General features: G+C 36.9%; 16 protein-coding genes. 10 read left to right on the forward strand and 6 right to left on the reverse strand.

Annotation, left to right across the window (positions count from 1 at the left end; genetic code table 11):
- Nucleotides 1-45: 45 nt before the first annotated feature.
- Nucleotides 46-1,791, forward strand: coding sequence for an alkaline phosphatase D family protein (locus ACHRWY_RS03775; protein ID WP_395352655.1), 1,746 nt, complete (start codon nt 46-48; stop codon nt 1,789-1,791).
- A 220-nt stretch (nt 1,792-2,011) separates the two neighbouring features.
- Here the strand turns inward: ACHRWY_RS03775 and ACHRWY_RS03780 are convergent, their stop codons facing one another.
- Nucleotides 2,012-3,301: a hypothetical protein gene (locus ACHRWY_RS03780; protein ID WP_395352657.1), complete on the reverse strand. Its 1,290-nt coding sequence runs from the start codon at nt 3,299-3,301 to the stop codon at nt 2,012-2,014.
- A gap of 810 nt (nt 3,302-4,111) precedes the next feature.
- Between ACHRWY_RS03780 and ACHRWY_RS03785 the strand changes: the two genes are divergently transcribed.
- The 6 genes from ACHRWY_RS03785 to ACHRWY_RS03810 all read left to right on the forward strand — a co-directional run bounded on the left by ACHRWY_RS03785 (nt 4,112) and on the right by ACHRWY_RS03810 (nt 15,745).
- The gene (locus ACHRWY_RS03785; protein WP_395352659.1) at nt 4,112-5,122 is read left to right on the forward strand and encodes a hypothetical protein; all 1,011 of its coding nucleotides are present in this window, start codon (nt 4,112-4,114) and stop codon (nt 5,120-5,122) included.
- Nucleotides 5,059-5,874, forward strand: a complete 816-nt coding sequence (locus tag ACHRWY_RS03790; protein ID WP_395352661.1) for a DUF6377 domain-containing protein — start codon at nt 5,059-5,061, stop codon at nt 5,872-5,874. Before ACHRWY_RS03785 ends, ACHRWY_RS03790 begins: the two co-directional genes overlap by 64 nt.
- 489 nt (nt 5,875-6,363) lie before the next feature.
- Nucleotides 6,364-9,435: a SusC/RagA family TonB-linked outer membrane protein gene (locus tag ACHRWY_RS03795; protein ID WP_395352664.1), complete on the forward strand. Its 3,072-nt coding sequence runs from the start codon at nt 6,364-6,366 to the stop codon at nt 9,433-9,435.
- A gap of 10 nt (nt 9,436-9,445) precedes the next feature.
- Nucleotides 9,446-10,924, forward strand: a complete 1,479-nt coding sequence (locus tag ACHRWY_RS03800; protein WP_395352666.1) for a RagB/SusD family nutrient uptake outer membrane protein — start codon at nt 9,446-9,448, stop codon at nt 10,922-10,924.
- A gap of 189 nt (nt 10,925-11,113) precedes the next feature.
- Nucleotides 11,114-13,624 (forward strand): glycoside hydrolase family 31 protein, encoded by a 2,511-nt coding sequence (locus ACHRWY_RS03805; RefSeq protein WP_395352668.1) that lies wholly within the window; start codon nt 11,114-11,116, stop codon nt 13,622-13,624.
- Between the two features lie 18 nt (nt 13,625-13,642).
- Nucleotides 13,643-15,745, forward strand: a complete 2,103-nt coding sequence (locus ACHRWY_RS03810) for a glycoside hydrolase family 97 protein (RefSeq protein ID WP_395352670.1) — start codon at nt 13,643-13,645, stop codon at nt 15,743-15,745.
- Nucleotides 15,746-16,038: 293 nt separating this feature from the next.
- On the opposite strand, the gene ACHRWY_RS03815 is transcribed toward ACHRWY_RS03810, so the two are convergent.
- From ACHRWY_RS03815 to ACHRWY_RS03825, 3 genes are all read right to left on the reverse strand, one after another.
- The gene (locus ACHRWY_RS03815; protein ID WP_395352672.1) at nt 16,039-16,185 is read right to left on the reverse strand and encodes a mechanosensitive ion channel domain-containing protein; all 147 of its coding nucleotides are present in this window, start codon (nt 16,183-16,185) and stop codon (nt 16,039-16,041) included.
- A gap of 39 nt (nt 16,186-16,224) precedes the next feature.
- Nucleotides 16,225-17,493, reverse strand: a complete 1,269-nt coding sequence (gene ilvA, locus ACHRWY_RS03820; RefSeq protein WP_395352675.1) for a threonine ammonia-lyase IlvA — start codon at nt 17,491-17,493, stop codon at nt 16,225-16,227.
- Between the two features lie 63 nt (nt 17,494-17,556).
- Nucleotides 17,557-18,777: a lactonase family protein gene (locus ACHRWY_RS03825; RefSeq protein ID WP_395352677.1), complete on the reverse strand. Its 1,221-nt coding sequence runs from the start codon at nt 18,775-18,777 to the stop codon at nt 17,557-17,559.
- A gap of 411 nt (nt 18,778-19,188) precedes the next feature.
- On the opposite strand from ACHRWY_RS03825, the gene ACHRWY_RS03830 reads away from it, so the two are divergent.
- Entirely contained in the window at nt 19,189-19,839 is a 651-nt protein-coding gene (locus tag ACHRWY_RS03830) for a glycoside hydrolase N-terminal domain-containing protein (protein WP_395352679.1), read from the forward strand.
- A gap of 191 nt (nt 19,840-20,030) precedes the next feature.
- On the opposite strand, the gene ACHRWY_RS03835 is transcribed toward ACHRWY_RS03830, so the two are convergent.
- Both ACHRWY_RS03835 and ACHRWY_RS03840 read right to left on the reverse strand, forming a co-directional pair.
- Complete coding sequence (locus ACHRWY_RS03835) at nt 20,031-20,285, reverse strand: PepSY domain-containing protein (RefSeq protein WP_395352681.1); 255 nt, start codon at nt 20,283-20,285, stop codon at nt 20,031-20,033.
- A gap of 38 nt (nt 20,286-20,323) precedes the next feature.
- Nucleotides 20,324-22,768, reverse strand: a complete 2,445-nt coding sequence (locus tag ACHRWY_RS03840) for a TonB-dependent siderophore receptor (RefSeq protein ID WP_395352683.1) — start codon at nt 22,766-22,768, stop codon at nt 20,324-20,326.
- Nucleotides 22,769-23,290: 522 nt separating this feature from the next.
- Here ACHRWY_RS03840 and ACHRWY_RS03845 point away from each other — a divergent pair.
- Nucleotides 23,291-24,388 (forward strand): polysaccharide lyase family 1 protein, encoded by a 1,098-nt coding sequence (locus ACHRWY_RS03845; protein WP_395352685.1) that lies wholly within the window; start codon nt 23,291-23,293, stop codon nt 24,386-24,388.
- 108 nt (nt 24,389-24,496) lie between these two features.
- A complete protein-coding gene (locus ACHRWY_RS03850; protein WP_395352687.1) occupies nt 24,497-26,731 on the forward strand; it encodes a DUF6055 domain-containing protein in 2,235 nt (744 codons plus the stop codon).
- The last annotated feature ends 241 nt before the right edge of the window (nt 26,732-26,972 follow it).

A 26,972-nucleotide genomic window follows, 5' to 3' on the forward strand; every position in this document is an offset into this window, starting at 1 on the left:
TTGAGTTTTGATATTAAATTGTTTTTTTGGTTTAAAAATTTTTTTATGGAAAATAACAATGATTTAGGCAGAAGAAGGTTTCTTAGAAATTCTTTATTGGCTGCCGGAGGAGTTTTCATCGCCCCACTTATTGAAAGCTGCAGTGACGATGATAAACCGGATAACAGCGGCGCGCCCGACGGAATGAAAAATGAAGGTTTTGAGACAGGAGTAGCCAGTTTTGACCCTACTGAAACAGGAATGATTATCTGGACAAGATACTCAGCAGGTTTAGATGCTGAAATTACCTGGGAGCTAAGTAAGGATGCCGCATTTTCCCAAGTAACAAGAAAGGGGCAGGCTGGAGCATCTTCCACGAATGATTTTACAATAGCGGTAGATGTTCAGAATATTCCTTCCAATACAAAATATTATTATAGATTTTACAATGCCAAAACCAAACAGGTAACTGTTACCGGAGAAACACGCACGCTGCCGTCTAAAACAGATATTGTAAATGAGGTAAAAATGGCTGTTGTTTCCTGTTCTAATTTTCCGGCAGGACTTTTCAATGTGTATGGAGCGATTGCTTCTTCAGATGCCGATGTAGTGGTTCATCTTGGAGATTATATTTACGAATATGCGCCGGGGCAGTACGGAACAAATCCTTTTACCAACGCGCTGGGCAGAGAACATAAGCCAGCCAGGGAGATTACAAGCCTCAGTGATTACAGAGAACGATACAGACAATATAGAGGAGATAAAAATCTTCAGCTTCTTCATCAGAAAAAACCTTTTATATGTGTATGGGATGACCATGAGTTTGCTAACGATACTTATAAATCCGGTGCAGAAAACCATCAGCCATCCGAAGGCGATTTTCAGATGAGAAAAATGGCTGCTTTTCAGGCCTACAGCGAATATATTCCGCTTAAAACAGGAAAAGATCTTAGAATTTACAGAAGTTTTAATTTCGGTAACATTCTTTCCCTTTACATGATGGATACCAGAGTGATCGCAAGAGATAAGCAGATGAGTTATTCTGATTATATTGATAATGGCGGAAATTTTGACCAGACTAAATTTAGAACGGATTTATTAAGTACCAGCAGAAAATTAATTGGAAGCGAACAAATGACCTGGCTGGGATCACAGATCAATGCAGATACTGCTAAATGGAAAGTATTAGGCCAGCAAATCCTGATGACAAAAATGCTCATTCCTGCAGAGCTGCTGCTGCTCTTGAATCAGGTTTTAGCAGAAGTGGATCATTTTGGAAGTGCACAGCCGGCAACGATGCAGGCTCTTATTAGTGCAATCTCTGCACTTGTTGTTATTAAAATGAGACATAAACAAAATGATCCTTCCCTGACTGCTCAGGAAATTGCGAGAGTTACGACAACTTTACCTTATAATCTGGATGCCTGGGATGGTTATTTTGCAGAAAGAGAACAATTGTATGCGATGCTATCCGGAAAAAATGTTGTGGTTTTAGCAGGAGATACTCATAATGCGTGGATGGGTAAACTTACTGATATGCAGGGTAAACATATTGGAACTGAAATAGCCTGCAGTTCTGTTTCATCACCGGGACTGGAAGCTTATCTTGGAATTACCTCAGACCCTGCAAAAGCGATAGAACTTGCACAAGCATTCACAGTACTGATAGATGATTTAGAATATGCAAATTTGTATAAGCGAGGATATACATATCTTAAATTTACACCATCTGGTTCTGAAGCGGAATGGCGATTTGTAGACAGTGTAACCACTGAAACTACCAATACTATTACAGAAAAAAATATACTATAGCTTAGTTTATCAGGCACTGATTGAAGTTTTTTAGGTAATGCCAAAAAACTAAATAAATTCAAACTATAAATTAAATCGGGGCAGGAGTAATCCTGTTCCGGTTTTTTATATCAAATGATCTAGTGCAGACAGAATTTTAAAAGGATTAGAAATAAAAAAAGGAAACAGCTAATAAACGCTATTTCCTTTTATATTGATTTTTATGCGAAATAATCGGGATCTATTTCCCGCTAGAGGCAGTAATTTTCCCTAATTGAAGTCTGTAATCGGGTCTTTTTGGATTATAAACGTCAACAAAAGTTTCTTTGTTATCTGCGTGGGAATAAACATTAAAAAAGATGCTGTTACCGTACCAGTTTTCTAAATCGGTATTGTCAGCCTGGTTTTCTGTAAAGATATTGCCACTGCATTGGTTAAAGAACATCTCTTCAAATTTGATTTTTTTTAGGCTAACCTCATTGATTTCAGTTTTACTGTCTATAAGCACTGCAGGATTAAAACCAGAAACTACACTTCTTTTTAATTCCAAAGATGCATTTTCACCAACATACACAGCTTCTTTAACTAAACCTGCCTGAATGTCTGCTGTAATATTTTCACTGTCGTTTAGCATTGTCATGTTCGAAGCACTAACGAATGTGGCTTTTTTGGTAAAGTCCGTTTCGTTTTTCTTTTCATAGGTTCTTACTTCCAGACATCTGGATCCATCTTTATTGCTCGATAAATAAGATGATCTCACCGCTAAAGAATTAAATAATCGGCATTGGATTCCTTGTGTAAATTTAAAATCATCATTGATGGATTTGTAGGATACTAATTGAGCCGTGTTCACATCACCTCCGTAAAAAGCAAATGAATCACCGCCGGAGTAACTTACCATGATATTCTCCAAAATGGTTTTATTGCCCACTCCTGCAATAGTCAATCCATTAAAAGAATCCATTCCTTTAACTTTTTTACCGGCAAATTCAATTCTTACATATTTTAATACTCCTGAATTTGAAGCCTGGTTGTTACCTCCATATACAGTAAGTGCCGGATCAAGATCCATACTGTAAGAACCAGCACTGCCAAATTTATTTATTGGAGCATCACCAAGAACTACCACGCCTCCCCAATCGCCTGCTTTTTTCACACTTTGGTTTGAGGTAAATATAATAGGGTCTGTTTCCAGTCCTGCTGCCATAATTTGGGCCCCTTTTGTGATTACAAGAGTACCTTTTGAAACAGCATCTCCAATAATTACTGTACCAGGCTCAATAGTGAGCACTGCATTATTAGTTACATATACATTTCCCTGAAGGATATACACATTTCTTTTCAGCAGTTTTGTGTTTTCAGTAATATTTCCGGCTAAAATTTGATTTGCATCTTTGGACTCGGCCTTTTGAGGCTTGAATTCGGTCCAGTTATCCAGCCAGTTGCTGTATCCTATAATTCCTTTTTCCTGCTGTGCACTTGCGCCGGCAGCTGTCAGCAGCAGGCAAATCATTAGAGTAATTTTTTTCATAGTTTGGGGCTATTAGGCATTATATGGTCTTCAGACATCCAGAAAACAAAGTATATAAATTAACAACATTTTTTGCAATCTTCGGCAATAAATCTTAAGATTATATCACTTTAAAAAATGATAGCGCAAATTGCCGTGGTGTCTATTACAAATATAGATAAACAAGTTGAAGTATGCATTGGATTTACTCATATTTAACATCAGAAAGAGAAAATTTAACAGTATAGCTAATATTCCTTTCAACAGCAATTAAACACTAAACTTCGCAAGGCACAATATTACATGTACTCAAATATATTTCTTCTAAAATTATCGCTGTGTTAAGTGGCTTTGAAAGTAAAAAAATGTTATCAAAATTTGAGTTCTTATATAGAATATATAAAATGTCATGAGAAAAACGTTTATCATCCTTTTTAATTGCAGGAGTTTGCTTGTTTTATTCTGTCGCGTTTTGCGGCCTAATAATCCTTCTTCAAGCTGACGTCTCCATCTGCGGATATTTTCCACACTTGTGCCCAGTTCCTAAGCAGCCTGAATTGTTTTATTGTATTCTGCAGCCAGCTTTACAGCCTGAAGTTTGAAATCTAATCTGTACGATTGCCTTTGATTTTACATTTTTTGTTTTAAAACCAAAGATCTTGTGTTTCTGTGTCCAATTTCAGGTATGAACTCCAAAGTTATCCACTCATATTTATGGGCCTTAAATCGTCTCATAAATAAATTGTTTTTTTTTAGTTTTATTGAGTTGAACTAAGTATGTAATCAACTTTTGTATATTTGATTTTTAAGTTTTACTAAAATAAATTTTTAATGCAAAAGTTAAGGGTAATTTCAATTAAAAAGAGAAGATACTACAAGTTACATCCATTTTTCTTTGGAAATATTATTTCTTGTTTTGATTGGCAATTTATTGTAAAGAGTACTATTCTATTACTTTTTTTACTATTTAATCCACAGTCTTTTTATGGACAGCAGGCAGAGTTGCTTAAAAAGCTTGACCAGGTCATTGATTCCTCGTCGGTTTATGATGGCTATAAAATAAAAACAATCAATAGTTTACAAAATCAATTACGAAAGATTAAGAATGATCCTTATAGACAACTGGAATTAAATCAAAAGCTTTTTGACCAATATGTTGTTTTTAAAAGGGATTCAGCATTTAATTATGCCTTAAGGATCAAATCATTGGCAGAAGGCCTTAATGATAAGTCCAGTTTGATGAAGGCCAACATTAATCTGGCCAACATAAGTGTTTCGGCCGGTATGTATAAAGAAGGATTGGATTATCTTTTTTTGATTAAACCTGAAGAAATAAACAATGAGAACGGTTCGATGTATTACGGATTGTTAGGCCGCTGCTACAGTGATATGGCTGAATATAGCAGTATTCCATTTTTTAGTCAAAAATATAATAAGCTGGCCAAGGATTGTCGCGTTAAGGCACTAAAACTAGCTGCCAGCGGTACTTTTTTTAATTCATTCCTGAATTTTTTCAACCAATATAAAGATGGGGATTTAAAGAGTGCATCAAGAGGATTTCAAATGATGCTCAATACCAATATAAGTGATCGCGATAAAGCTTTATTGCATTATATGATGGGGGAGATTTACAGGGAATCCGGTAAAGATGATCAGGCGATTATTTTCTACAGCAAGGCCGCTATAGAAGATGTACAGATTTCAACAAAAGAATCTTTGGCCCTTATTAAGCTTTCCGAACTTTTATTCAGAAAAAAGATCTGCCAGGTGCTTCGGGATTGGTACAAAAGGCGTATGATGATGCTTTGTTTTACGGAGCACAACAGAGAAAGCTACAAGTAGGTGCTATTCTCCCGCTTATAGAGCAGGAAATAGTACAGAATATAGAGAGAGAAAGAAAACGTCTTTATTTTCAGTATATCGGTGCAATTGTTTTTTCACTAGTTGTAATTTGTTTTTTGATATTGACTTTTATTCAATTTAAGAAAATTCAGAAAGCAAAAAAAATAATTGCTGCTGCCCATGGTGATCTTCAGAAAGTAAATAAGCAGCTTTTGGTTGTAAATGAACAAATCAAGGCCCGGAACAATCAGATAGAATCAATTAACAATCGTCTCTTTGAGTCCAATAAAATCAATGAAGAGTATATCGGTTTTTTCTTTACCGAATACGATGATATTTTTGAAAAATTCAATGAGTTTATTTCCAATATTGAGAAAGATATTGATTCTGGCGATTATGCTAAAGCAAAATTCAGAATATCTAAGTATGATTTAAAAAAAGAAAAAGATAAGCTCTTAAAAAATTTTGACACTGCTTTTATCAGTTTGTTTCCAGATTTTATAGATGTGTTTAATTCCTTAATGAAACCTGGTGAACGCATTGAGCTTAAAGCCAATCAAATCCTTAATAAGGAATTAAGAATTTTTGCCCTGATCCGTCTTGGAATAAAGCATAATGAAAAAATTGCACAAATTCTGGGGTATTCGGTCAACTCCATATATGCTTATAAGACCAAGATCAGAAACAGATCCATAATTGAGAATGATGATTTTGACGATAAACTTATGATGGAGACTACCATTAAAAATTAATTTTTTTATAACCTCTTTAAATTAATTCAAGTTTTAATCCTACTATTTTATAGTGGGATTTTTTTTATGTCTTCTAAAATCTATACCGACACCTGATTTTTCGAAGTAAGAATAATCTATTTTTTTAGGCTTATTTTTACAAATTATGTTTTTTTACTGCTGTTTTGTTATGTTTTTAAAAGTAATAATCTATATGAAATTATGTAGTTTGTTTTTTGTAAAGTATTGTTTATTAGTTTTTTACGTTGTTTCTATCCTTTGTTTTTATTTGTTTTTTCTATATGATTTCTAACTGCTCTTTTTTCACTTGTGGATTTTTGTTCCTTTGCTTTGATCAGATCAAATTAAGGATGTAAATCCGTGAATTCACAACAATGAGTAATGAAGTATAACCAAAAAATAATTATGAAATAACCACTCAAAGGGGCACAGCCTTAATCTTAAAAACAAATTACTTTTTTAACTAACCTAACTTAAACAAAATAATAAATGAGATCCTATCATCAAATTGACATTAATAACAAATATGCAAAAGATGTCGTCCTGATTCTTTTTATGCTTGTTGTTTTTTCATTCTGTAATACCGCTTTTGCTGCTGAAACACAACAACAGAAGCCAACAGTGAAAAGTACGCAAAAGATAATTACAGGTATCGTTTATAATGAAAAACATGAGCCTTTACCAGGAGCAACTGTCATTATAAAAGGAACATCAACAAGTACAACAACAGATTTTGATGGAAAATTTTCTATCGCTTCGGGCGCAGCCGATATCATACTTATCGTATCCTATATAGGTTATGCTGATAAAGAAATCGCCGCCCAAGGTTCAAATGTGGAAATACAACTGGCAACTGATGCCGTAGCTTTAACCGACGTTGTGGTCATTGGCTATGGAAAAGCCAAAGCTAAAGATATAACGGGGTCAATTTCATCAATAAATTTGGCTGGGACAAAAACGCAATCCGTGGTCAATGTTGGTGAAGCTATGCAAGGAAGAGCGGCAGGTGTTCAGGTCATTTCGAGTGGAGAACCGGGATCAAATGTTAGCTTTAGGGTTAGAGGAACAGGAACTATTGCCAATAATAATCCTTTAGTTGTAGTAGATGGAATGCCATTAAATGGCGGGCTTAACCAGGTAAACATGAATGATGTTGAGTCGATAAGTGTACTTAAAGATGCTTCTTCTACAGCAATTTACGGTTCAAGAGGGGCAAATGGAGTTGTTATAGTAACCACTAAAAGAGGCGGCACAAAAGAAGGCTCTACCTTGACATTCGACACTTTTACAGCTGTACAAAATGCATCCAACAAAGTAAATGTTTTAAATGCATCACAATTCGCATCTTTAAACAATGATATGCTTTCAAACGGTGGTCTTACGCCAAATCCACTCTGGACCAATCCTTCTTCTTTAGGATCGGGAACTGATTGGGTAGGAACCTTATTTAACCCGGAATTAATGTCAAGTTATACTTTGTCTTACGGAAATAAAACAAAGAAATCAAATATCTATGTTTCAGCTAATTATTTTAACCAAAAAGGAATTATTTTAAATACAGATTATCGAAGGTTCATTGTACAGTTTAATTCAGATACTAAAATAAACAGCAAAATCAAATTTGGCAACAGTATAAAAATGGCACATGATATAAAAGAAAGCGGCGCATATGATATCCGCAGTACGTTACTGGCCAATCCTACTCAGCCTATTTATGATGCAACCGGAAATTTTACAGGACCTACTGGAAATCCTCTGTATTCTGGAGATATTGAGAACCCAATTGGAAAAGCAACAACTGTTGAAAGATCAACAAAAGGATATAATCTTCAGGGTAATCTTTTTGCTGAAATCAATATCTTAAAAAATTTGGTTTTTAAGTCTTTGGGTGGTGTTGAAGCCAATATTTGGTTCGACCGCACCTGGTCACCTAAATATTCCTGGGGATCTGACGTGCAGACCAATTCCTACCTCTCACAAGGTACCAATAGAAGTATTACCATTCTTTGGGATAATACCCTTACTTATGATGCTCATTTTGGAGCCCATAATTTTAATGCAGTTGTGGGAAGCAGCTCACAGTCTAATAAATATGATTTTTTAAACGGCTCTATTCAGAAATTTGCCAGTGACGGAACCCAGCAAATTGATAATGGAACCCTGCAGCCAACCGTAGGTGGCAATGCATCGGAATGGGCTATCATGTCTTATCTGGCCAGAGCAAATTATGATTATGATGGTAAGTATTATATTACCGGTACCATTAGAAGAGATGGGTCTTCCCGTTTTGGACAGGGTAACAAATGGGGCTGGTTTCCATCAGGAGCAATATCATGGAGAATTTCATCTGAGAAATTTATGGAAAAAGTAACTGCCATTAATGATTTAAAATTAAGATTTGGTTATGGAATAACTGGTAACCAGGATATTGGCAATTATGCTTTTTCATCTTCTTATAATACAGTTCTTTATAATTTTAACAATACCTACGTAAGTGCTGTTGTACCCACTGTACTGCCAAATACTAATGTAAAATGGGAGGGTCAGGAACAGTTTAATCTGGGGTTGGACGCCTCACTTTTGGACAACAGAATCAATTTAACTGTTGATGCCTACGTGAAAAACACCAATGATATGCTCGTTCCCATGTCGGTACCAGTAACCTCTGGATATTCAGATATTTATGTTCCATCTATTAACGCAGGGAAAATACAAAACAAAGGGATAGAATTTTCCCTATCCACAAAAAATTTGGTGCACGATTTGAAATGGTCCAGCGACGTTGTTTTCTCTTACAACAAAAACAAAGTTGAAAGTATTAATGGGGATACCCCAATAATTACTGGAAGTACAGGTCTTAACAGCAGTATTTCCCTTATTCAGGCAGGTTATCCTGTAAACGTTTTTTACGGATATGTTACCGATGGTATTTTTCAGTCTCAGGCCGATGTGAATAATCATGCAGTGCAGATGGCAGGTTCTAATACTGCAACGAGCACTGCTGCGGGAGATGTACGATTTAAAGATCTCAATAATGACGGAATTATAAATGATAAGGACAGAACATTTTTAGGTAATCCAAATCCTAAGTTTTCTTACTCACTAAACAATACATTTTCCTATAAGAATTTTGATTTAACGGTTTATTTACAAGGCGTATATGGCAATGATATTTATAATGCTAACCGCATGTATACTGAATCAATGTCCGTTGCAAATAATCAGACTACCGCCACACTGGGTAGATGGACAGGTGCCGGGACCAGCAACAGCATGCCCAGAGCAGTCTATGGAGATCCTAACAATAATGCAAGGGTTTCAGACCGGTTCATTGAAGACGGTTCCTATTTGAGGTTAAAAAATATCAGCCTTAGTTATAATTTTCCGCAAAAGGCACTAGGCAGTACATTTTCATCAGTTCGATTGTATTTCTCTGCTCAGAATGTTTTGACCTTTACCAATTACAAAGGGTTTGATCCTGAGGTTTTGGCAAATGGTATTGACAATAATGTATATCCTGTTACGACAAATTACTCGGTGGGACTTAATGTTGGATTCTAAAATTACGAAAATGAAAAATATAAAAATAAGCTTAATGTTATTCTTGTCACTTTTAATGGTGCAGTGCAGTGATGACTTTTTAGACAAAACACAACCCGATACAATTAATACGGGAAATTATCCTACCAATGCAGAGGAATTGATCACGATGGTCAATGGCGCATATCAGCCCTTGCAATGGCCTAAACTATATAATTTCAGAATGTGGACCAGTGATATCTTTGCAGGTAACAGTATTGTAGGAGCAGGAGGAGGAGAAGATGGTATTGAAACCACGAACTTATCTAATTTTGTTACGACAACTGATAATCAAGGGGTATTGGATTTATGGCGCGGACCCTGGCCGGGCATATTGAGGTCCAATATTGTACTATTGGTTGCCCCGGGATTGAAAATTGAACAATCTATTAAAGACAGAAGTATGGGGGAAGCATATTTCCTGAGGGCTCAGTATTACTTTATTTTGGTGCGTTTTTTCGGTGATGTTCCCCTGATTACTGAACCGCAAAATTCAAGCAGTGACCTCTACCCATCGCGAACATCAAAAGATAAAGTCTATGCGCAAATTTTAAGTGACCTGGAAAACGCAGTAAGCTTACTTCCCAATAAAGAGGATTATACAGAAGCCGATAAAGGCCGTGCCACCAAAGGATCTGCCATTGGATTGTTGGCCAAAGTAAATTTGACATTGAACAACTGGCAGGAAGTGGTCAGTCTGACAACAAAATTAGAAACAATGGGCTACAGCCTTAATGCTAATTACATTGATAATTTTAACACTGAAACTGAAAATTCAAATGAGTCGCTCTTTGAAGTTCAATACGCAGCCAATGCAGGTTATGATTTTTGGAGTAATGAAAACCAGGCTTCATGGGTAAGCACATTTACAGGACCAAGAAGTTCTAATATGGTTGCCGGAGCCTTTGGATGGAGTCAGCCTACACAAGAATTTTTCAACAGTTATGAAAGCGGGGACCTTCGTCGCGATAAAACGGTATTGTATCAGGGAGGGCCAAACTTTCAGGGGATTCCTTATAGTTCCTCCTATTCATTGACAGGATATAGTTTAAGAAAGTTTTTAGTACCCCTTAGTATTTCGCCTTCTTATGATAACAGCCCTCTTAATTTTCCTGTATTGCGCTATTCTGATGTTCTTTTAATGAAAGCTGAAGCGCAAAATGAACTAGGAAATACATCCTTGGCAGAAGCTCCGCTTAATCTGGTGCGTAAACGTGCTGGTTTAGCCAATATAGCTCCAGGGCTTGGAAAAATTGAATTTAGAGCGGCAGTACTTCATGAAAGAAGAATGGAACTGGCCTTTGAAGGACAAAGATGGTTTGATCTTGTACGGGTAGATAATGGCCAGTACGGACTTGATTTCCTACACTCTATTGGCAAATCTAATGCAGATAAGCACCATTTGCTGCTGCCTATACCGCAAATTGAGCGTGACAGAAACCCTAATTTGACTCAAAATCTAGGTTATTAGGATTTTATATTGTCCCTGCATGTGGCTCTAGCGGACTTTGGTAGCTGCCGGGCAGTGAAGAATCAAAATACGAATTGCCCCATAACAAAGGGGCAATTTTTTTAACAGCTTGAGCATCTTTGTATAATGAGAAACACATTTATGAAGCATTAGTGTTTTTGAGTGTTCAATTAATCGATATGATATATTATGAAAAAAACTATTTTTTATTGTTGTGTCCTTTTTTGCCTTTTGGCTTTTACGGGATATTCGCAGACCAAAGAACAGTATTTAGGAAATTGTTCCGGTTATGCAGTAACGGGGAATAAAATTGTTTTTAACTGCAGCAATAAAGCAAAAGTCATGCTGCAATTATGCAGTGGTGAAGTGATTAAAATTTGGGTTTCGGCCAATGGCAATTTTATAAGGAACAATGAATCCTTTGCTGTTGTTGAAGAAGATTTGGGCTGGAAGGACGTTATCCATGTAAAGGAAGAAACTTCTGCTTACGAAATTTTTACTGAGCAATTACGAATAAGGGTCAATAAAGCCCCGTTTCAGCTACAAATATTTGACAAGTATCAAAAACTGCTTTTTAGTGATTATGCTGAAAAAGGATTTGCCTATAATAGTGATAAAATTAAATCCTATAAAACTTTGCGTCATGATGAGCAATTTTTTGGTTTAGGGGAGAAATCAGGGCCTCTGAATCGACGTGGTGGCAGTTACAAAATGTGGAACAGCGACCAGCCATGTTATGGGCTAAACGAGGATCCACTGTATAAAAGCATTCCCTTTTTTATGAGCAGCAATCATTACGGTATTTTCTTTGACAACACCTATAAAACAGAATTCAAGTTTGGAAGCGAGAGTAATGAATACTATTCATTTGAAGCCCCCGCAGGACAAATGATCTATTACTTTATGTTTGGAAACAATTATAAAGAGATTATAAAAAACTACATCGCCTTAACAGGAAAACCCATTATGCCGCCGCAGTGGGCCTTAGGATTTTCTCAATGCAGGGGAGATTATACCCGGGAAGACCAAGCCAGGGAAGTAGCAGCGGAATTTCGTAAAAGGAAAATACCCTGTGATATCATTTACCAGGACATAGGATGGACCGAAGGGTTGCAGGATTTTGACTGGAGAAAAAATAATTACAAAAACCCGGCAGCAATGGTAAAAGACCTTAGTGAGATGGGCTTTAAAATGATTGTTTCCCAGGATCCGGTGATTTCGCAGGCCAATGAAAAACAGTGGAAAGAGGCCGATGCATTGGGCTATCTGGTAAAGGATATCCGTACCAGTAAATCATATGATATGCCATGGCCATGGGGAGGAAATTGCGGGGTTGTTGATTTTACAAAACCAGAGGTGGCTGATTGGTGGGGCGAATATCAACAAAAACCTTTAAATGATGGAGTCCGTGGTTTTTGGACTGATATGGGAGAGCCTGCATGGAGTAATGAAGATGCTGCAGACAGGCTCCAGATGAAGCATCATTTAGGTATGCACAATGAGATACATAATGTTTTTGGCTTCACCTGGGATAAGGTAGTTACAGAACAATTTTATAAGCGTAATCCAAATAAGCGTGTTTTCCAAATGACACGTGCTGCGTATGCAGGATTGCAGCGTTATACTTTTGGATGGAGCGGTGACTCTGGAAATGGCAGTAACGTACTGGACGGCTGGAAACAAATGGCCAATCAGATTCCTGTAGGGCTTTCTGCAGGTATGGGACTCATTCCGTTTTGGACCTGTGATATCTCAGGCTATTGTGGTGATATTAAAGATTATGACGCGATGGCAGAATTATATGTGCGATGGCTTCAGTTTGGAGTATTTAACCCACTAAGCCGTGCGCATCATGAAGGAGGCAATGCTGTGGAGCCTTGGAAATTTGGCATGGAAGCTGAAAATATCAGCAGAAAAAGCATTGAACTCAAATACAAACTTTTTCCCTATATCTATACCTACGCAAGGGAAGCTCATGATACAGGTATGCCTTTAATGAGAGCATTGTTTTTAGAGTATCCCAATGACAAGGAGACGTTTAAATTAAACTCACAGTTCCTTTTTGGAAAAGAACTGCTGGTAGCGCCAGTTGTAGAACAGGGCGCCATTACCAAGGAAGTTTATCTGCCCGAGGGAGAGTGGATTGATTTTAATTCAGGACTGATCCAATATAAGGGAGAGCAGTGGATTACAGTGGATGCGCCTCTGAATACTATTCCTGTTTTTGTCAAGAAAGGCAGTATAATCCCGCAAATGCCAGTGATGCAGTTCATTGGAGAAAAGACTTCCTATCCGGTTACGTTTGATGTTTTTCCAGCGGCTTTAAACAAAGAGGCATCATTTACTCTTTATGAAGACGACGGGGAAACCCGTGATTATGAGAAAGACGTTTATTGTAAAACCAAAATAACTTCTAAAACAACCGGTGAAGGAATTGTTATTTCTATATCACAACGCGAATCAAAAGGTTTTAAGCCTGCAGGGCCAAGGAATTTTATAATAAAAGTTCACGCAGCAGGCCAGCCAAAAGACATTTTTATCGATGGGGTAAAACTTAAAAAGCTAAAAGCTGATCTTATGCAGAAAAATATTGAGACAGACTTTGTAAAAATGAATTGGAGCTGGAATGAAGCTCAAAAAAATATCTGCGTAAAGTTGCCTGATCTGGGTAAGAGCAGCGTAACGACAATTAAAAATTAAATATTTATTATATTCACAATGAAACATTTTTTTCTAACAGCTGTTTTGTGGCTAGGTATTTTTACCGTTAAGGCGCAAGACTTAAAATCGCCCGACGGCAATTTTTTAATGAATTTTTCCCTTCAAGTAGATGGGACACCGGTCTATAAACTTATCTATAAAGGCAAGGAGGTTATAAAAACAAGTAAGCTGGGCTTAGAACTTAAAAACGATGCTAAATCACTTTTAAATGATTTTAAGACGCAGGATACCAAAGTGAGTACTTTTGATGAGAATTGGAAACCAGTATGGGGAGAAGTATCCTCAATCCGTAATCATTATAACGAACTGGCTGTTACTCTAAATCAAAAAGGAACCGATAGACAAATGATAATTCGTTTTCGTTTGTTTGATGACGGACTTGGTTTCAGGTATGAATTTCCTCAGCAAAAAAACCTGGTGTATTTTACCATTAAAGAAGAACGTACACAATTTGTGATGGCAGGAGATCACACCGCTTATTGGATTCCGGGAGATTATGATACCCAGGAATATAATTACACTACTTCGAAACTTTCCCAAATAAAAGGCTTAATGGAAAAAGCTTACACCACTGGAAATGTTTCGCAAACTTCATTCTCTCCAACGGGGGTACAAACCTCTTTAATGATGAAAAGTGCTGATGGATTGTATATCAACCTGCATGAAGCAGCGCTTATTAATTACTCGTGTATGCATCTTAATTTAAATGAGAAAAATTTTGTTTTTGAATCCTGGCTGACGCCTGATTCACATGGGGATAAAGGTAAAATACAAGCGCCTTCCACCACGCCATGGAGAACTATTATTGTAAGTGACGATGCGCGTACTATTTTAGCTTCGAAAATGACTTACAACCTGAACGAACCAAGTAAAATAAAAGAAACTTCATGGATTAAACCCACAAAATATGTGGGTGTCTGGTGGGAAATGATTTCAGGAAAAAGCAGCTGGTCATATACTGATGATTTCCCTGCGGTACAATTAGGGGTTACCGATTTTGCCAAAGCAAAGCCTAATGGTAAACATGGTGCCACTACGGCCAATGTAAAAAGATATATAGATTTTGCGGCTAAAAATGGATTTGATGCCGTACTGGTCGAAGGATGGAATACGGGTTGGGAAGACTGGATTGGTCATGAAAAAGATTATGTTTTTGATTTCGTTACACCATATCCTGATTTTGACCTTAAAGGATTAAATGACTATGCGCATTCTAAGGGGGTAAAACTCATCATGCACCATGAAACTTCCGGATCGATACGTAATTATGAACGCCACATGGACGCTGCTTACAAATTGATGAAACAATACGGATATGATGCAGTGAAAAGCGGATATGTGGGCAATATTCTTCCAATTGGTGAAAAACATTACAGTCAATGGACCAATAACCATTATCAATATGCCATTGAAAAAGCAGCAGATTATCAAATTATGGTAAATGCACACGAGGCGGTACGCCCAACAGGAATAGCACGTACGTATCCGAACCTTATCGGAAATGAAGCTGCCCGCGGCACCGAATATCAGGCTTTCGGAGGTGAGAGAAATCATGCCAACCATGTTACCATATTACCTTTTACCAGATTGATTGGTGGTCCGATGGATTATACTCCGGGAATTTTTCAAATGGATCTTACAAATGGCTCGCATGTAAACGCTACCATTGCCAACCAGCTGGCACTTTATGTTACTATGTACAGTCCATTACAGATGGCGGCAGATTTTCCTGAAAATTATGAACGTTTTGCAGATGCCTTCCAATTTATTAAAGATGTTGCCCTTGATTGGGATGACAGCAAATATCTGGAAGCTGAGCCCGGTGAATATATTACCGTTGCAAGAAAAGCCAAAGGAACTCATAACTGGTTTTTAGGCAATGTAAATGGAGAAACACCCCGTACTTCAAATATTGATTTTAGCTTTCTTGAAAAGGGTAAAAAATATACCGCTACCATCTATGCGGATGCTAAAGATGCGAATTACAAAACAAATCCACAAGCCTATACCATTAGAAAAATTCCTGTGACAAATAAAACTAAATTAACCCAGTTCTCTGCGCCCGGAGGAGGTTACGCTATCGGTATTATTGAAAACTAAAAAATGGAAATATCTAATTTAGTTAAAAGAGAATAGCTCAAAGCATAATGCAATGCCCCCAAAAGTGAGATACTATTTGGGGGCATTTTTGCGTGAAAAAGCATTATTTTTACTATTTAAGCTTGACCAACAAGTTACATTATTATATTTTTTGTGATTTTAAAGCTTTTCTTTATGCCAATACATTATATATTAGCTTAGAAATGTCAATTCTGTTATTTTGAAACTATTAAATAATTCTTGCTTTGTATTGCTAAGTGTTTCTTCTGTTTTATAAATGCTGCACCAAAATTTCACCAACACTTTATATTTGTCATTTCTACAAATTTTAAATTATCAGTATAGGTCAAGTTCGTAATGTTTTGAGATAATAAATTTCCGTTGGGAACTATAATTTCTGCACCACTAGGTGAATTAATTTTGGTGGTTCGCAATCCCATTGATTTTATCGCTGCATAGTAAACTCTGAATGTATGGTATTATTGTTCCCAAAGATAAGCCGTATCTCCGGGACAGAAATTTGAGGTAAACAAATCATGTCTTTGGCTTAAATCCTGATAAAGGAATTCCCTTGCCAGCATTTTGGCTTTTATGGCTAAAATAGTATTTGGAGTTTTTAATTCTAATCTCATTAAAAAAGGTTTTGTTTTACAATTATCTTTTTTGACAGATTGAAAATAAGTGATTTGATCTTCCGGACCAAGAACTTCATTTACAAATTCTTTAAATGATGCGGGGCCCTGGGGAAATTCAACCTTCAAATAATGGACTAATCCTTCATATAATAAAGAACGCTCCAGTATTTCAGGTTCTCTTTGGCTATTTTTCAGGCCGTTGCTTATAATGCAGACTACTTTTTTGCCTTTTATTTCTTGAGTATAATAATCCAATGCAGCGATACTTAATACTCCTGTAGGCTCAATGTTTATACCTTCCTCTTTGAATAGCTGCAAAACAGCAGAACATACCTTTCCCTCTGGAATTTTTAATACTGCTGTTAAGTTCTTCTGACAGATTTTAGCTGTCAGACTGTTTCTTTTTGTAATAGGTTCATCCACAATAAATTGATCAATTGGATCCAATGAGTTTTTGTCAAGTGTTGAAATTCCGCAGGAACTATCGTCTTGTATTGCAACTCCAATAATTTTTGTAAGGGGGCTCAATTGCTTAAATACAGTTGAAATTCCTGCAGCAAGACCTCCTCCCTCAAGAGGGATAAAAATATAATCAATTGGTTTTTGATGTTCTTCAAGAATTTCAATACCTACTGTACCTTGCCCGGCTATAACTTTTACGTCATCAAAAGGATGTATAAAGGCCCTGGTATTAATAGAAGCATCGCCCATAGCTATTGAATAGGTCTGGTCAAAAAAATCGCCGACCAGTACAGTTTTTATAAAGCTTCCCCCTAAAAGTTCCACTTTTTTTATTTTTTGGGCCGGCGTATTTTTTGGCATATATATTTTGCCCATTATTTTTAAAAGCTCACAGCAATAGGCAACTCCCTGAGCATGATTTCCGGCGCTTGCACAGATGATTCCACGTTCTTTTTCGGAATTGGTTAGGGATATCATTTTGTTATATGCTCCTCTTATTTTAAAAGAGCGGGCTATTTGTTGATCCTCGCGTTTCAATAAGATACTTGAACCATACTTGTTGGAGAGATTTAGGCTTTTAGTTAAAGGCGTAGGTAATATAATACTATATAATTCTCTGTGCGCCTGCTGTATTTCCTCCAATAAATCCATTATGGTAATATGTATTATAAATTAGTGGTTAGTAATTATTTCCGGAGAATCAGCCGAAATATTTTAAAGGTTTCTGCATAAGACATCCATCCAGATCATCGGTTTTTGGTATTTACTGAGTGGATATTTATTGGCAAGTTCTAAATGCCCGTCTGTATTTATTTTATATACTGCAAGGGCCTGTGGTATATGTTTCATTTCAGTTCCCTCAAGGGCTTCTGCCTCAAACTGATTGGCAACAATAAGTAATTTTGCCTCAGTATCAAAACTCATTGTTCTGGGCATTATCCCTTCACTGTCTATTCGCTGCAGTGGGGTCAGGGCGCCGGTAAGGGCATCAATTTCAAAAACAGCAATATCGTCACCTCCTTTGGCCAGCATTTTTTTACCGTTTTCTTCATACCATCCAAGTGTCCTGTTGGCAGCATAAACATATCGTCCGTTTGGATGTATTTTCACGGTGCCGCAAAGCTGCATTGATTTTGAAGCGCCTCCAAACAAGGTGGTATGGACAAAAAGAGGCTCCGGATCAAATCCTTTATGATCATAGTGATATACATGCAGCTCATTTTGGCGCTCCAGAGATACATAAGCTAAGGGAAGATAAGGATGAAATTCCAAATGTCTGGGACTGAACCTGAGTCCATTATTAAGGGAAACAGAATTCAAAGTACCGGTAAGGTGTCCGTTTTTGTAACCAAAAACATGTATTGCTCCTCTAAAATTAGTGGAATCCATAATCATTTCCTGCCCGGTGGCGCAGATGGTAATCAGATCATTCTTTGGAGAGGTCTTTACCTGATGCGGATATTTTCGCATCGTAAGATCGGGTATCCGGAATGCTTCTGTAAGACACCCATCTTCTGCAATGTCATGGATACTAAGGCTCGCAGGTACATTGTAAGCCACTAGTACCTGAACCCCTGTTTTGTCCAGAGAGATGTGAACTGGCCGGTAAGGCAGCGAAATGGTTTTTCCAATCTGGGTCAATGTACTGCTGGATTCTATTTTAAATGCCATAAGGTAATGTTCTTCGATAGGAACAGCTGCCGCATATCCTCCCTTACTGAGCGCCAGATAAAAAAGAGGTTTTGTTGGATGGAAACACCCTGACTGAATAAAAGCAGGCAGGGTTAAAGACCATTTTCTGATCAGGGAGGCATCATCACAATTAAGGTCATATTGTATTAGTTTTTCCCCTTCTGAGGCATAGACCCGGCACTCTGTTGCAGCAGAGGTAGATTGATTAGCAGGAGCCTGTGTATTATTTTCTTTAAAAGACATCTAGATCACTTTTATAATTAATTTTATTGCTTGTTTGAATGCTATATTATAATTTAGATCAGACAAGGTAATAAAGAAAAAAGGTGCGTCTTTTGTTTCTATACCAAAGCCTGTATATTTTATACCAAATGAAATTTTTATTGCGATTTTATTGATTTAAGGTTTTTTAACTGCTTGTAAAATGTGATTTAATGAAATAATCATAGGTTTGTAAAAGATTATCTATAAATTTTAAAAGGCGAAAAAATTACAAAAGAACCAAATTCCAATTCCATCTATAAAAAAACTGTATACTTGGAGGTCATTTTAACCATTAATTAAAAAAGATTTGCTATGCCCGTAAAATTTCATTCCAAAAGTTTATTTCTTTTACAAAAGCAGCGCTCCATTCTTTTTATGTATGTGCTTTTTATGAGCATAGTTGTCGTTTTTCCTTTAAGGGCGCAGTATACTGAAAATATACTGCGCTATGATACTCCTGGAAACAATTGGTTTGAGGCGCTTCCACTGGGTAACGGAAGACTTGGAGCCATGTTATATGGCCAGCCTGTAAATCAGACGCTGCAGCTCAACGAGCAGACTATTTGGGCAGGAGGGCCTTATCGTAATGATAATACTTCTATGCCATCTTATGAAGAAGTAGCTGCTGAAAGTAAAAGTGTTTCTGCTGTTTTAGAACAATCTACCGGAGATTTTGCAGCCTTGGTACTTATAAAAGGATTTCGTTTTAAGGTTGCCTTAATGGAAGAGCATTTTAATGAAAATTATATGGAATCTGAAAAGTATTCCAAAGCCACCTTTAAAGGTAAATTTGAAGATTTTGATGTTTCTAAAATTACAGCGGCCGGAAAAACTTTTGTTTTAAAAGGGAATCTTAACATACACGGTAAAACAAAAAATGTATCAGTAACTGTAAAAGCTTCAAAAACAGCAAACGGAGTTCTGTTAAATGGATCTTTTGACGTAAAACCTGAAGATTTTGATATTGAAATACCAAGTATGGTTCGTAGAAAGATTGCCGATAAGATAAAGATTTCGTATAATTTTTTACTTATCAAATAAGTTTTGATTTTGCTGATAATTTTATCCGGTCAATGATAGAGTACCCACCTGTTGTTTTGCGGTCATTATAGTTCTTTTTGATTCTCAGCGATCATTAAACATGACTATGTTGCAAAGGTCAGTTTTGTAAAAACTGGCCTTTTTTTTATAACAACTTTACCTTAGAAAGAAAAAAGCGACTAAAAACAACCTTAATTCAAAACCAAATGACTAGAAAAAATCATAACGTAAAAGGCGATGATGTAGATGATGCCTGGTAATGGAAAAGTTTTTTTTGAATTGCCAATACTGGAAACAATGTGAAATTCTGGGTTAATAAGAGGATCGATTTCATTTTCAAAAACCAAAATACTTCCCGTTAAGACAACTATAGAAACTACAAGCCCGGAGGTAAGTCCGAGCCATAAATGTAGTTTTTCAATATTTTTTTTCAATGTTTTCTTCATAGAAAAGCTCTTCACTAATTCAGTAAATAAAGAGTATATTAAAATGAGTAACCAAGTGTGAGCAGCCAGTTGCTTGGTGCTCCGGGAAATAAACGGATATAATCATAACCACCAACCCAATAGGTTTTGTTGGTAATGTTATTCGCATTTACCTGTATTTTAAACTTGTTGATGTTGTAATACAATGCAGCATTAAATAAAGTATAACCCGGAATAGTCTGGGTTGCATTGTTGCTTAAATTACGTGTGGTAACAAAGTTAGATCCCATGGCAAGACCAAAATCTTTTAAGGCACCGTGCGTAAAATTATAACGTGTCCAGACATTTCCCTGCTGGGTTGGCGTATTTGGTTTTTGTCTTCCTACTTCAGAGGCGATTGGGCTATCGGTAATATGAGCTTCATTATACGAATAAGCGGCAGAAATGCTCCATTCACGCGTAATATTTCCGTTAATATCGATTTCAATACCTTTTGATTCTTCCTGTCCAATTGCTCTCATTAAGTCGATATTCGCCGGATCATTGGCACTGTATAAAGTGTTTTTTTGCTCAATTTTAAAAACAGCAAGGGTCACAAATAATTTTTCTTTAAACCAGGAAGATTTTCCTCCAAACTCTACCATATTACTTTCTAAGGGATCAAACGGACCTCCTGCATTGGGATTGGATAATGAAGATGCAGTTTGCGGGTTATATCCTTTTACATAAGTACCGTAAAGGTTTACATTTGGATTTAAGGTATAAGTTAGTCCAAAACGAGGTAAAAACGAATGCTGTTTTACTTTGTCTTCGTTAGTTTTTTTATAATTTTCCCTATCGGTATACTGGTCATAACGAACTCCTATTAAGGCCTGAAAAGCTCCAAATTTAATATGGTCCTGAAGGTAAATTCCGTATAGGGAATAGTACGTTGGATCAAAGGGACGAGCAACATAAAAATACTTGCTCATATCTTTTAACTGCTGTGATGCAGATGGATTTGTAAGGTCAAAATGCGCCACATTAGGAACAGGATTTCCTTTTGAATCCAATAAGTAAGCCGCTTTATTATTCGGGTTGTAAGTAGCAATCGATCCGGTATTGGCCGCATTTCTGTATCCTGTTGCCTGCAATTGCGAACCTCCCGGAGGCACTTGTTCCTGAGCATAATCGTATCCTAAAATTAAATTATGATTTAATGCACCGGTTTTAGCTTCATATTTAAAAAAGGTCGAGAGATTGTCGATATAACGCTTGCGTTTACGCATAAAAACCTGCATTTCTATGGCTGTCGGTATCGTGCTTCCATCTCCTGCTGATGCGTATTTGTTGGCACCGCGATGTTCTAAAAGATCTTCATTATAGCCTGTTCTTATGTATGAAGCAGAGAACGACAAACGATCTGTAAACTGATGATTTAAAGAGGTTGTTACAATATACGTCTCCTCATTCAGGTAATCATTAGTTGAGTTTAATGAATTGGATGTTTTGGTAGAATACAAATTGTTTTCGTAAGTAGATTGCCCGCGATCAAGGATACTTTTTGAGCTGGTATAAATTAAATCAAAATTAATGCTTGTTTTGTCGTTTGGTAAAAAAGACAGGGAAGGAGCAAATACAAAATTCTTGTCAAACTGTAAATCCCTGAAAGAGTTTGCATTTTCATACCCCAGATTCAAACGGTACAAAAGCGATTTGTCTTCGGTAAGCGGTCCGGTAAAATCAGCCAGTGCTCTTAAGGTATTGAAACTTCCGGTGGAGAAACTCACACTATTGGCCGCCTGGTCCAAAGGTTTTTTAGTAACCCTGTTTATAACTCCTCCAGGCGAAGCATTACCAAACAATGCTGATGAAGGTCCCTTTAAAACCTCTACACGTTCCAGATAATTTGCCAGGGGCTGTTTCCAGAATCCGGTCGATGTTCGCATTCCGTTAAGCAATTGGGTATTACTTCCTCCGTTAATCCTAAATCCCCTGATTGAAATGTCATCGTAAAAAGTAAACTGGCTAACACCACTGAAATTTTTCACGATTTCCCCTACGCGAATGCTTCCCTGATCGGCAATTAGTTCCTTTGTAGCATAGGAGACGGCCTGAGGCAAATCTTTTAAGGCAATTTCGGTTTTTGCCCCAATAAATGATTTGGTATTTCGATAAGATTTCTCTTTTCTGCCTGTAATTTCTACTGTTTGCAGTGTATTGATATTTTCCTGTAAAGTAACAGGAAGATTAAGGCTTTCATTATCATGTAATTCAACTGTTTTTTCCTTAAGAGAAAATCCCATTGCTGAAAAGTGAATTGTATAACTCCCAGGGGAAAGATTATTGATTTCGAAATATCCTTTTTCATCAGCAGTAGCACTCTTTTTAAGGCTTTTAATCGATACTGCTGCGTAAGATACAGCTTGGTTATTTTCAGAAACTATGGTTCCTGTAATTTTGGCATTCTGTGCCAGCCCGATATTAAAAAAGGCAAGCAGCGCAAATAAATAAGTAAACTTCATGGCGGTTATTTAAATTTTTTATCCTGCAAATTTATATTTATTTAGAATAAATACAAATAATAAAAATTAGCCATGACTACAAATCATATTAAAAATAGCTTTTGAAATGATATAATAATTTTTTAGAAAACCAGACTGTTATAAGTTTTTTTTTTGCATCAAAAACGGAAAATACCAGGGTTTATTTTGTTTGTTTTCTGTTGTTTAGCTGTGTTTGGGATTTAATAATTTGCCTTTTAAAATTAACGGAAAATAACATTTCAACAGCAGTAAAAATATCGAATTAGAGAGCGCAGAAAGCAAAATCCGCTTACCTAAAAGTAACCGAATTGCTGTATTAAAGTCGAAAAGTTAATAGATATGTAAGAATTATTTGTGTTTCTGAACAACCTTTTCTTCTTAACATTTGTTAAGAAAACAGGTTTAGAAACAATATTTCTCAAAAGGTTGAACTTGTTCAACTTTTTGAGAAATAATTATAAACAGATTTGTACTGTTAAAATAACTTTAATAGTACTTATTATGAAATTAAAATTTAGAACCCCAATGTTTTTATTACTCTTCGTGTTGTGTTTTACATCTTGTAATACCGAACAAAATGAAGAAAGCGCTTTAACAGCAGCTACGGTCAACCCCTCGAAAGGCAGTACGGCCAAAGTCGGTAATTGTGCAGAAGTTCCCGGCTGGGCATCCCAAAATGGTGGTACAACCGGGGGAGCAAATGCAACAGAGACCACGGTTACCAATTATGCTGAGTTGAAATCTGCAATTGAAAATAATGCCGTAAAAGTCATTAAAGTCACTGGTACTATTACCATTACGACAAGACTGACGCTTCAAAACCAGTCTGGTAAAACAATTTATGGTACCAGCGGAGCAAAATTAGTTTCTACAAATCAGACTAAAGATGGTTCAGGTATCATTAATATCAAAGGGTGTACAAACCTGATCATTAGAAATCTTGTTTTTGAAGGCCCGGGCGCTTATGATACTGACGGCTGGGATAATGCTATTATAGATGACTGTCGAAATGTATGGGTAGATCACTGCGAATTCAGAGATGGTGTAGACGGCAATCTGGACATCAAAAACAAATCAGATTTTGTTACGGTTTCCTATACAAAATTTACGTATTTAAAAACGCCAAAAGCGGGAGGTCCCGGAGGTACAGATGACCATAGATTTTCTAATTTAATTGGTTCGAGTGATACTGCTACTGCAGATCGCGGAAAGCTAAGGATAACTTTTGCGCGTTGCTGGTGGGCTCCCGGATGTAGAGAAAGAATGCCAAGAATCCGTTTTGGGAAAATACATATTGTCAATAGTTACTTTAACAGTACAGTAAGCAATAAATGTGTAGCTGCCGGTTTTGAGGCAGATGTCCGTGTAGATACGAATGTTTTCGAAGGGGTTAAAACACCTATTGATTTAATGACAGGATATACTGCTGTTACTTCAGTTGGAAATCAGTTTCTAAATTCAACCGGTAATACAGCAGGAGACAAAACCAGCTTTACACCACCATATTCTATTGTAATGCTTGCAGTTTCTGCAGTAAAAGATGATATCACCAGCGGAGCCGGTGCTACATTTTCAGGAAACACCTGCGGTTCTTTTTAATTACATAGCAAAGTATCCTGTTGTCTTATCATCAACAGGATATTTTTTGCATTCCAAATATGTTACTGATTTATTAATGAATTCTATTGCCCCCAAATCATTTATTATATGAAAACATTTTTTTTATCGATCACCCTTTTCCTTTGCAGCTATTTTGCAATAGGACAAAAAACACTGTTCACACCTACAGAATGGAGTAATCCCAATAATGAATTTTTTAATAAGATATCAAACTCCAGAAAGTATGAGTCTACAAATTTTGTACTCTATTGGGGAGATAAAGTCGGCACCAATCCTGCTTCGTATTCAGATGCCGCATTGCGCTTTACCCCAAAATCAGTAGCAGATACACTTGAACACAGTTTTAAGCGGTATATAACGGATTTAAAGTTCATCAATAATGCACCAACAACAAATTTTGGAAAGTATAAGATCATCATCATGATGATGAATACCTGGAATTCTACAGATCCGCGTTTAGAGGCATTTGCACATGCAAGTTCTTTTAGTAATACCATTGGCGCTATGTTTGTACATCCTCAGGCAACAAGAGATGGCGGGGCATTATCTCATGAGTTTGCCCACACGCTTCAAATGATGATGGCCATACAGGAGAATCCCGGAAATGGGACTGCCTTTGCCGGTTATGACTGGGCGGGTCCGTTTTATGAAGGTCATGCTAATTTTATGAGGGCCCAGGCGTACCCGCAATGGGCAGAGATTGATGGAACCTTAACCAGATGGATACAAACCCGAAATTTTATGTGGTCGTCTAACCGTCATCATTACACCAATTTTCATTTGATGTATTATGTGCAGGAAAAAGATGGTTTTGATTTTACCCGAAGAATGTGGGCCGAGTCCAAAAATCAGGAGCATCCTCTGGAAACCATTAAGAGACTTAAAGGATTTACCCAGGAACAGCTTAACGATTATCTTTGGGGATATGCGCAAAGACAGCCGGCATTTGACTATCCCATTCAATGGAATTCTCAAATAAACAATACCAGTAATTTTGGAAAAAAAATAAGAGAGACTTATAGTTTTATTAAAAACAATATGCCTCGTTATACCAGCAGACAATTCACGCTGCTTACAAAAGTAACAGGTACAACTGACCAATATTATACCAATGATGACTGGGCTCCTCAGGATTATGGAATGAATATCATACCGTTATACCCAACATGTTCAGCAACGGAGAAGAAAGTTACCATTAAATTCAAAGGGCATTCAGAAGTAAACCCAATCCAGGCAGGATGGCGCTATGGTTTTGTTACCACAAAAGCTGATGGAACGGTATCGCGTTACAGTCCAATGTACAAAACCGATGGTGAGGCATCATTTTCTTTAAACTCATCAACAGAGGCAGGGATTTACCTGGTCGTATTTTCAGCTCCAAAAGTTCACGAAAATTATAATATGGATGTAGGTTACCCAAAACAAAGAAGATATCCTTATGAGGTAAAAATTGCCAATGCTACCCCGGAAGGTTTTCAGCCGGCAGCCGATTTTAGAAAATTTCTTAAAACCAACGGACGTATCCATACCAATGGAGGAGGATGGGTATCAAATAATGCCAATGTTGCATCATCTGTATTTGTTGGTCCTTATGCAATTGTAAGGGGCGGGACTATTTCCGGCAATGCCCGTATCGATGGTTATGCTATGGTTGATGGCGGCAATATCAGCGGAAATGCAATAGTTAGGGATAATGCATGTCTTTACAATGCCACTTTATCCGGCAGTGCTATAGTGGAAGGGAATGCCTGGATGGAAGGCGGATCTGTAGCAAACACTGCCAATATTAAAGGAAATGCGATGCTGTTTGCCGGCAACTTTGGAGGATCTGTTATCGTGGGCGGTGATGCCGAAATAGGAAGTTGTTCTACTGCGGGTGTTTATCTTCAGTTTCCTTACTGGAGAAATGGCCGAACAGAATGTGATGGTAAAGGTGCCAGCGATGTATCTAATATAGATATCAATCCGGCGATTACCAATTTTTCACCAGCATCTATGGCATTTAGTGTAACGCCAACTTGTACCACTGCAACACTTAGCACGAATAAAGCAGTTCAGAAATCTTCAGATGTTAGTTTAAATATTTACCCAAATCCAACAGGCGGGAACCTAACGATCTCTTTTATGCAAACTCAGCAGCAAAACGTTACTATTTTATTATTTGATATCAATGGACGTAAAGTGGATGTTGTTGCAGATAAAACATATCAGGCTGGAAGAATTGATGTTGTCTATAACTGTAGTAATCTCGTTCCCGGGATTTACCTGCTGCGTATTGCAACAGGAAATGATTTTATAAGCAGATCTTTTGTTAAAAAGTAGCAGGTTTTAGATTACAAAAATCAGAAAACCCAGAAATAGAAATAGCGTTTAACAAATTGAGATAAACTTAATATGAAAGCCTGACTATTTAAAGTCAGGCTTTTTTTGGAGTTTGAATCTGAAAAAAGAGATGTACATCGAATTTAAAATTAACATATGTTAAGAAAGACACAAATCATTGTTTACTGCCATGCTTGTGTTTTAAATATTTTGTAAATTGTTGTTATAAATTTACAAAAGC

It is taken from the genome of Flavobacterium sp. FlaQc-48, from assembly GCF_044007335.1.
GTDB lineage: Bacteria > Bacteroidota > Bacteroidia > Flavobacteriales > Flavobacteriaceae > Flavobacterium.

Bases quoted from the DNA above. Each gene is read 5' to 3' on its own strand.
- ACHRWY_RS03780 (WP_395352657.1), bottom strand. From the start codon at position 3,301: ATGAAAAAAATTACTCTAATGATTTGCCTGCTGCTGACAGCTGCCGGC.
- ACHRWY_RS03835 (WP_395352681.1), bottom strand. From the start codon at position 20,285: ATGAAGAAAACATTGAAAAAAAATATTGAAAAACTACATTTATGGCTC.
- ACHRWY_RS03795 (WP_395352664.1), top strand. From the start codon at position 6,364: ATGAGATCCTATCATCAAATTGACATTAATAACAAATATGCAAAAGAT.
- ACHRWY_RS03825 (WP_395352677.1), bottom strand. From the start codon at position 18,777: ATGTCTTTTAAAGAAAATAATACACAGGCTCCTGCTAATCAATCTACC.
- ACHRWY_RS03815 (WP_395352672.1), bottom strand. From the start codon at position 16,185: ATGGGATTGCGAACCACCAAAATTAATTCACCTAGTGGTGCAGAAATT.
- ACHRWY_RS03800 (WP_395352666.1), top strand. From the start codon at position 9,446: ATGAAAAATATAAAAATAAGCTTAATGTTATTCTTGTCACTTTTAATG.
- ACHRWY_RS03850 (WP_395352687.1), top strand. From the start codon at position 24,497: ATGAAAACATTTTTTTTATCGATCACCCTTTTCCTTTGCAGCTATTTT.
- ACHRWY_RS03830 (WP_395352679.1), top strand. From the start codon at position 19,189: ATGAGCATAGTTGTCGTTTTTCCTTTAAGGGCGCAGTATACTGAAAAT.
- ACHRWY_RS03810 (WP_395352670.1), top strand. From the start codon at position 13,643: ATGAAACATTTTTTTCTAACAGCTGTTTTGTGGCTAGGTATTTTTACC.
- ACHRWY_RS03785 (WP_395352659.1), top strand. From the start codon at position 4,112: ATGCAAAAGTTAAGGGTAATTTCAATTAAAAAGAGAAGATACTACAAG.
- ACHRWY_RS03775 (WP_395352655.1), top strand. From the start codon at position 46: ATGGAAAATAACAATGATTTAGGCAGAAGAAGGTTTCTTAGAAATTCT.
- ilvA (WP_395352675.1), bottom strand. From the start codon at position 17,493: ATGGATTTATTGGAGGAAATACAGCAGGCGCACAGAGAATTATATAGT.
- ACHRWY_RS03805 (WP_395352668.1), top strand. From the start codon at position 11,114: ATGAAAAAAACTATTTTTTATTGTTGTGTCCTTTTTTGCCTTTTGGCT.
- ACHRWY_RS03845 (WP_395352685.1), top strand. From the start codon at position 23,291: ATGAAATTAAAATTTAGAACCCCAATGTTTTTATTACTCTTCGTGTTG.
- ACHRWY_RS03840 (WP_395352683.1), bottom strand. From the start codon at position 22,768: ATGAAGTTTACTTATTTATTTGCGCTGCTTGCCTTTTTTAATATCGGG.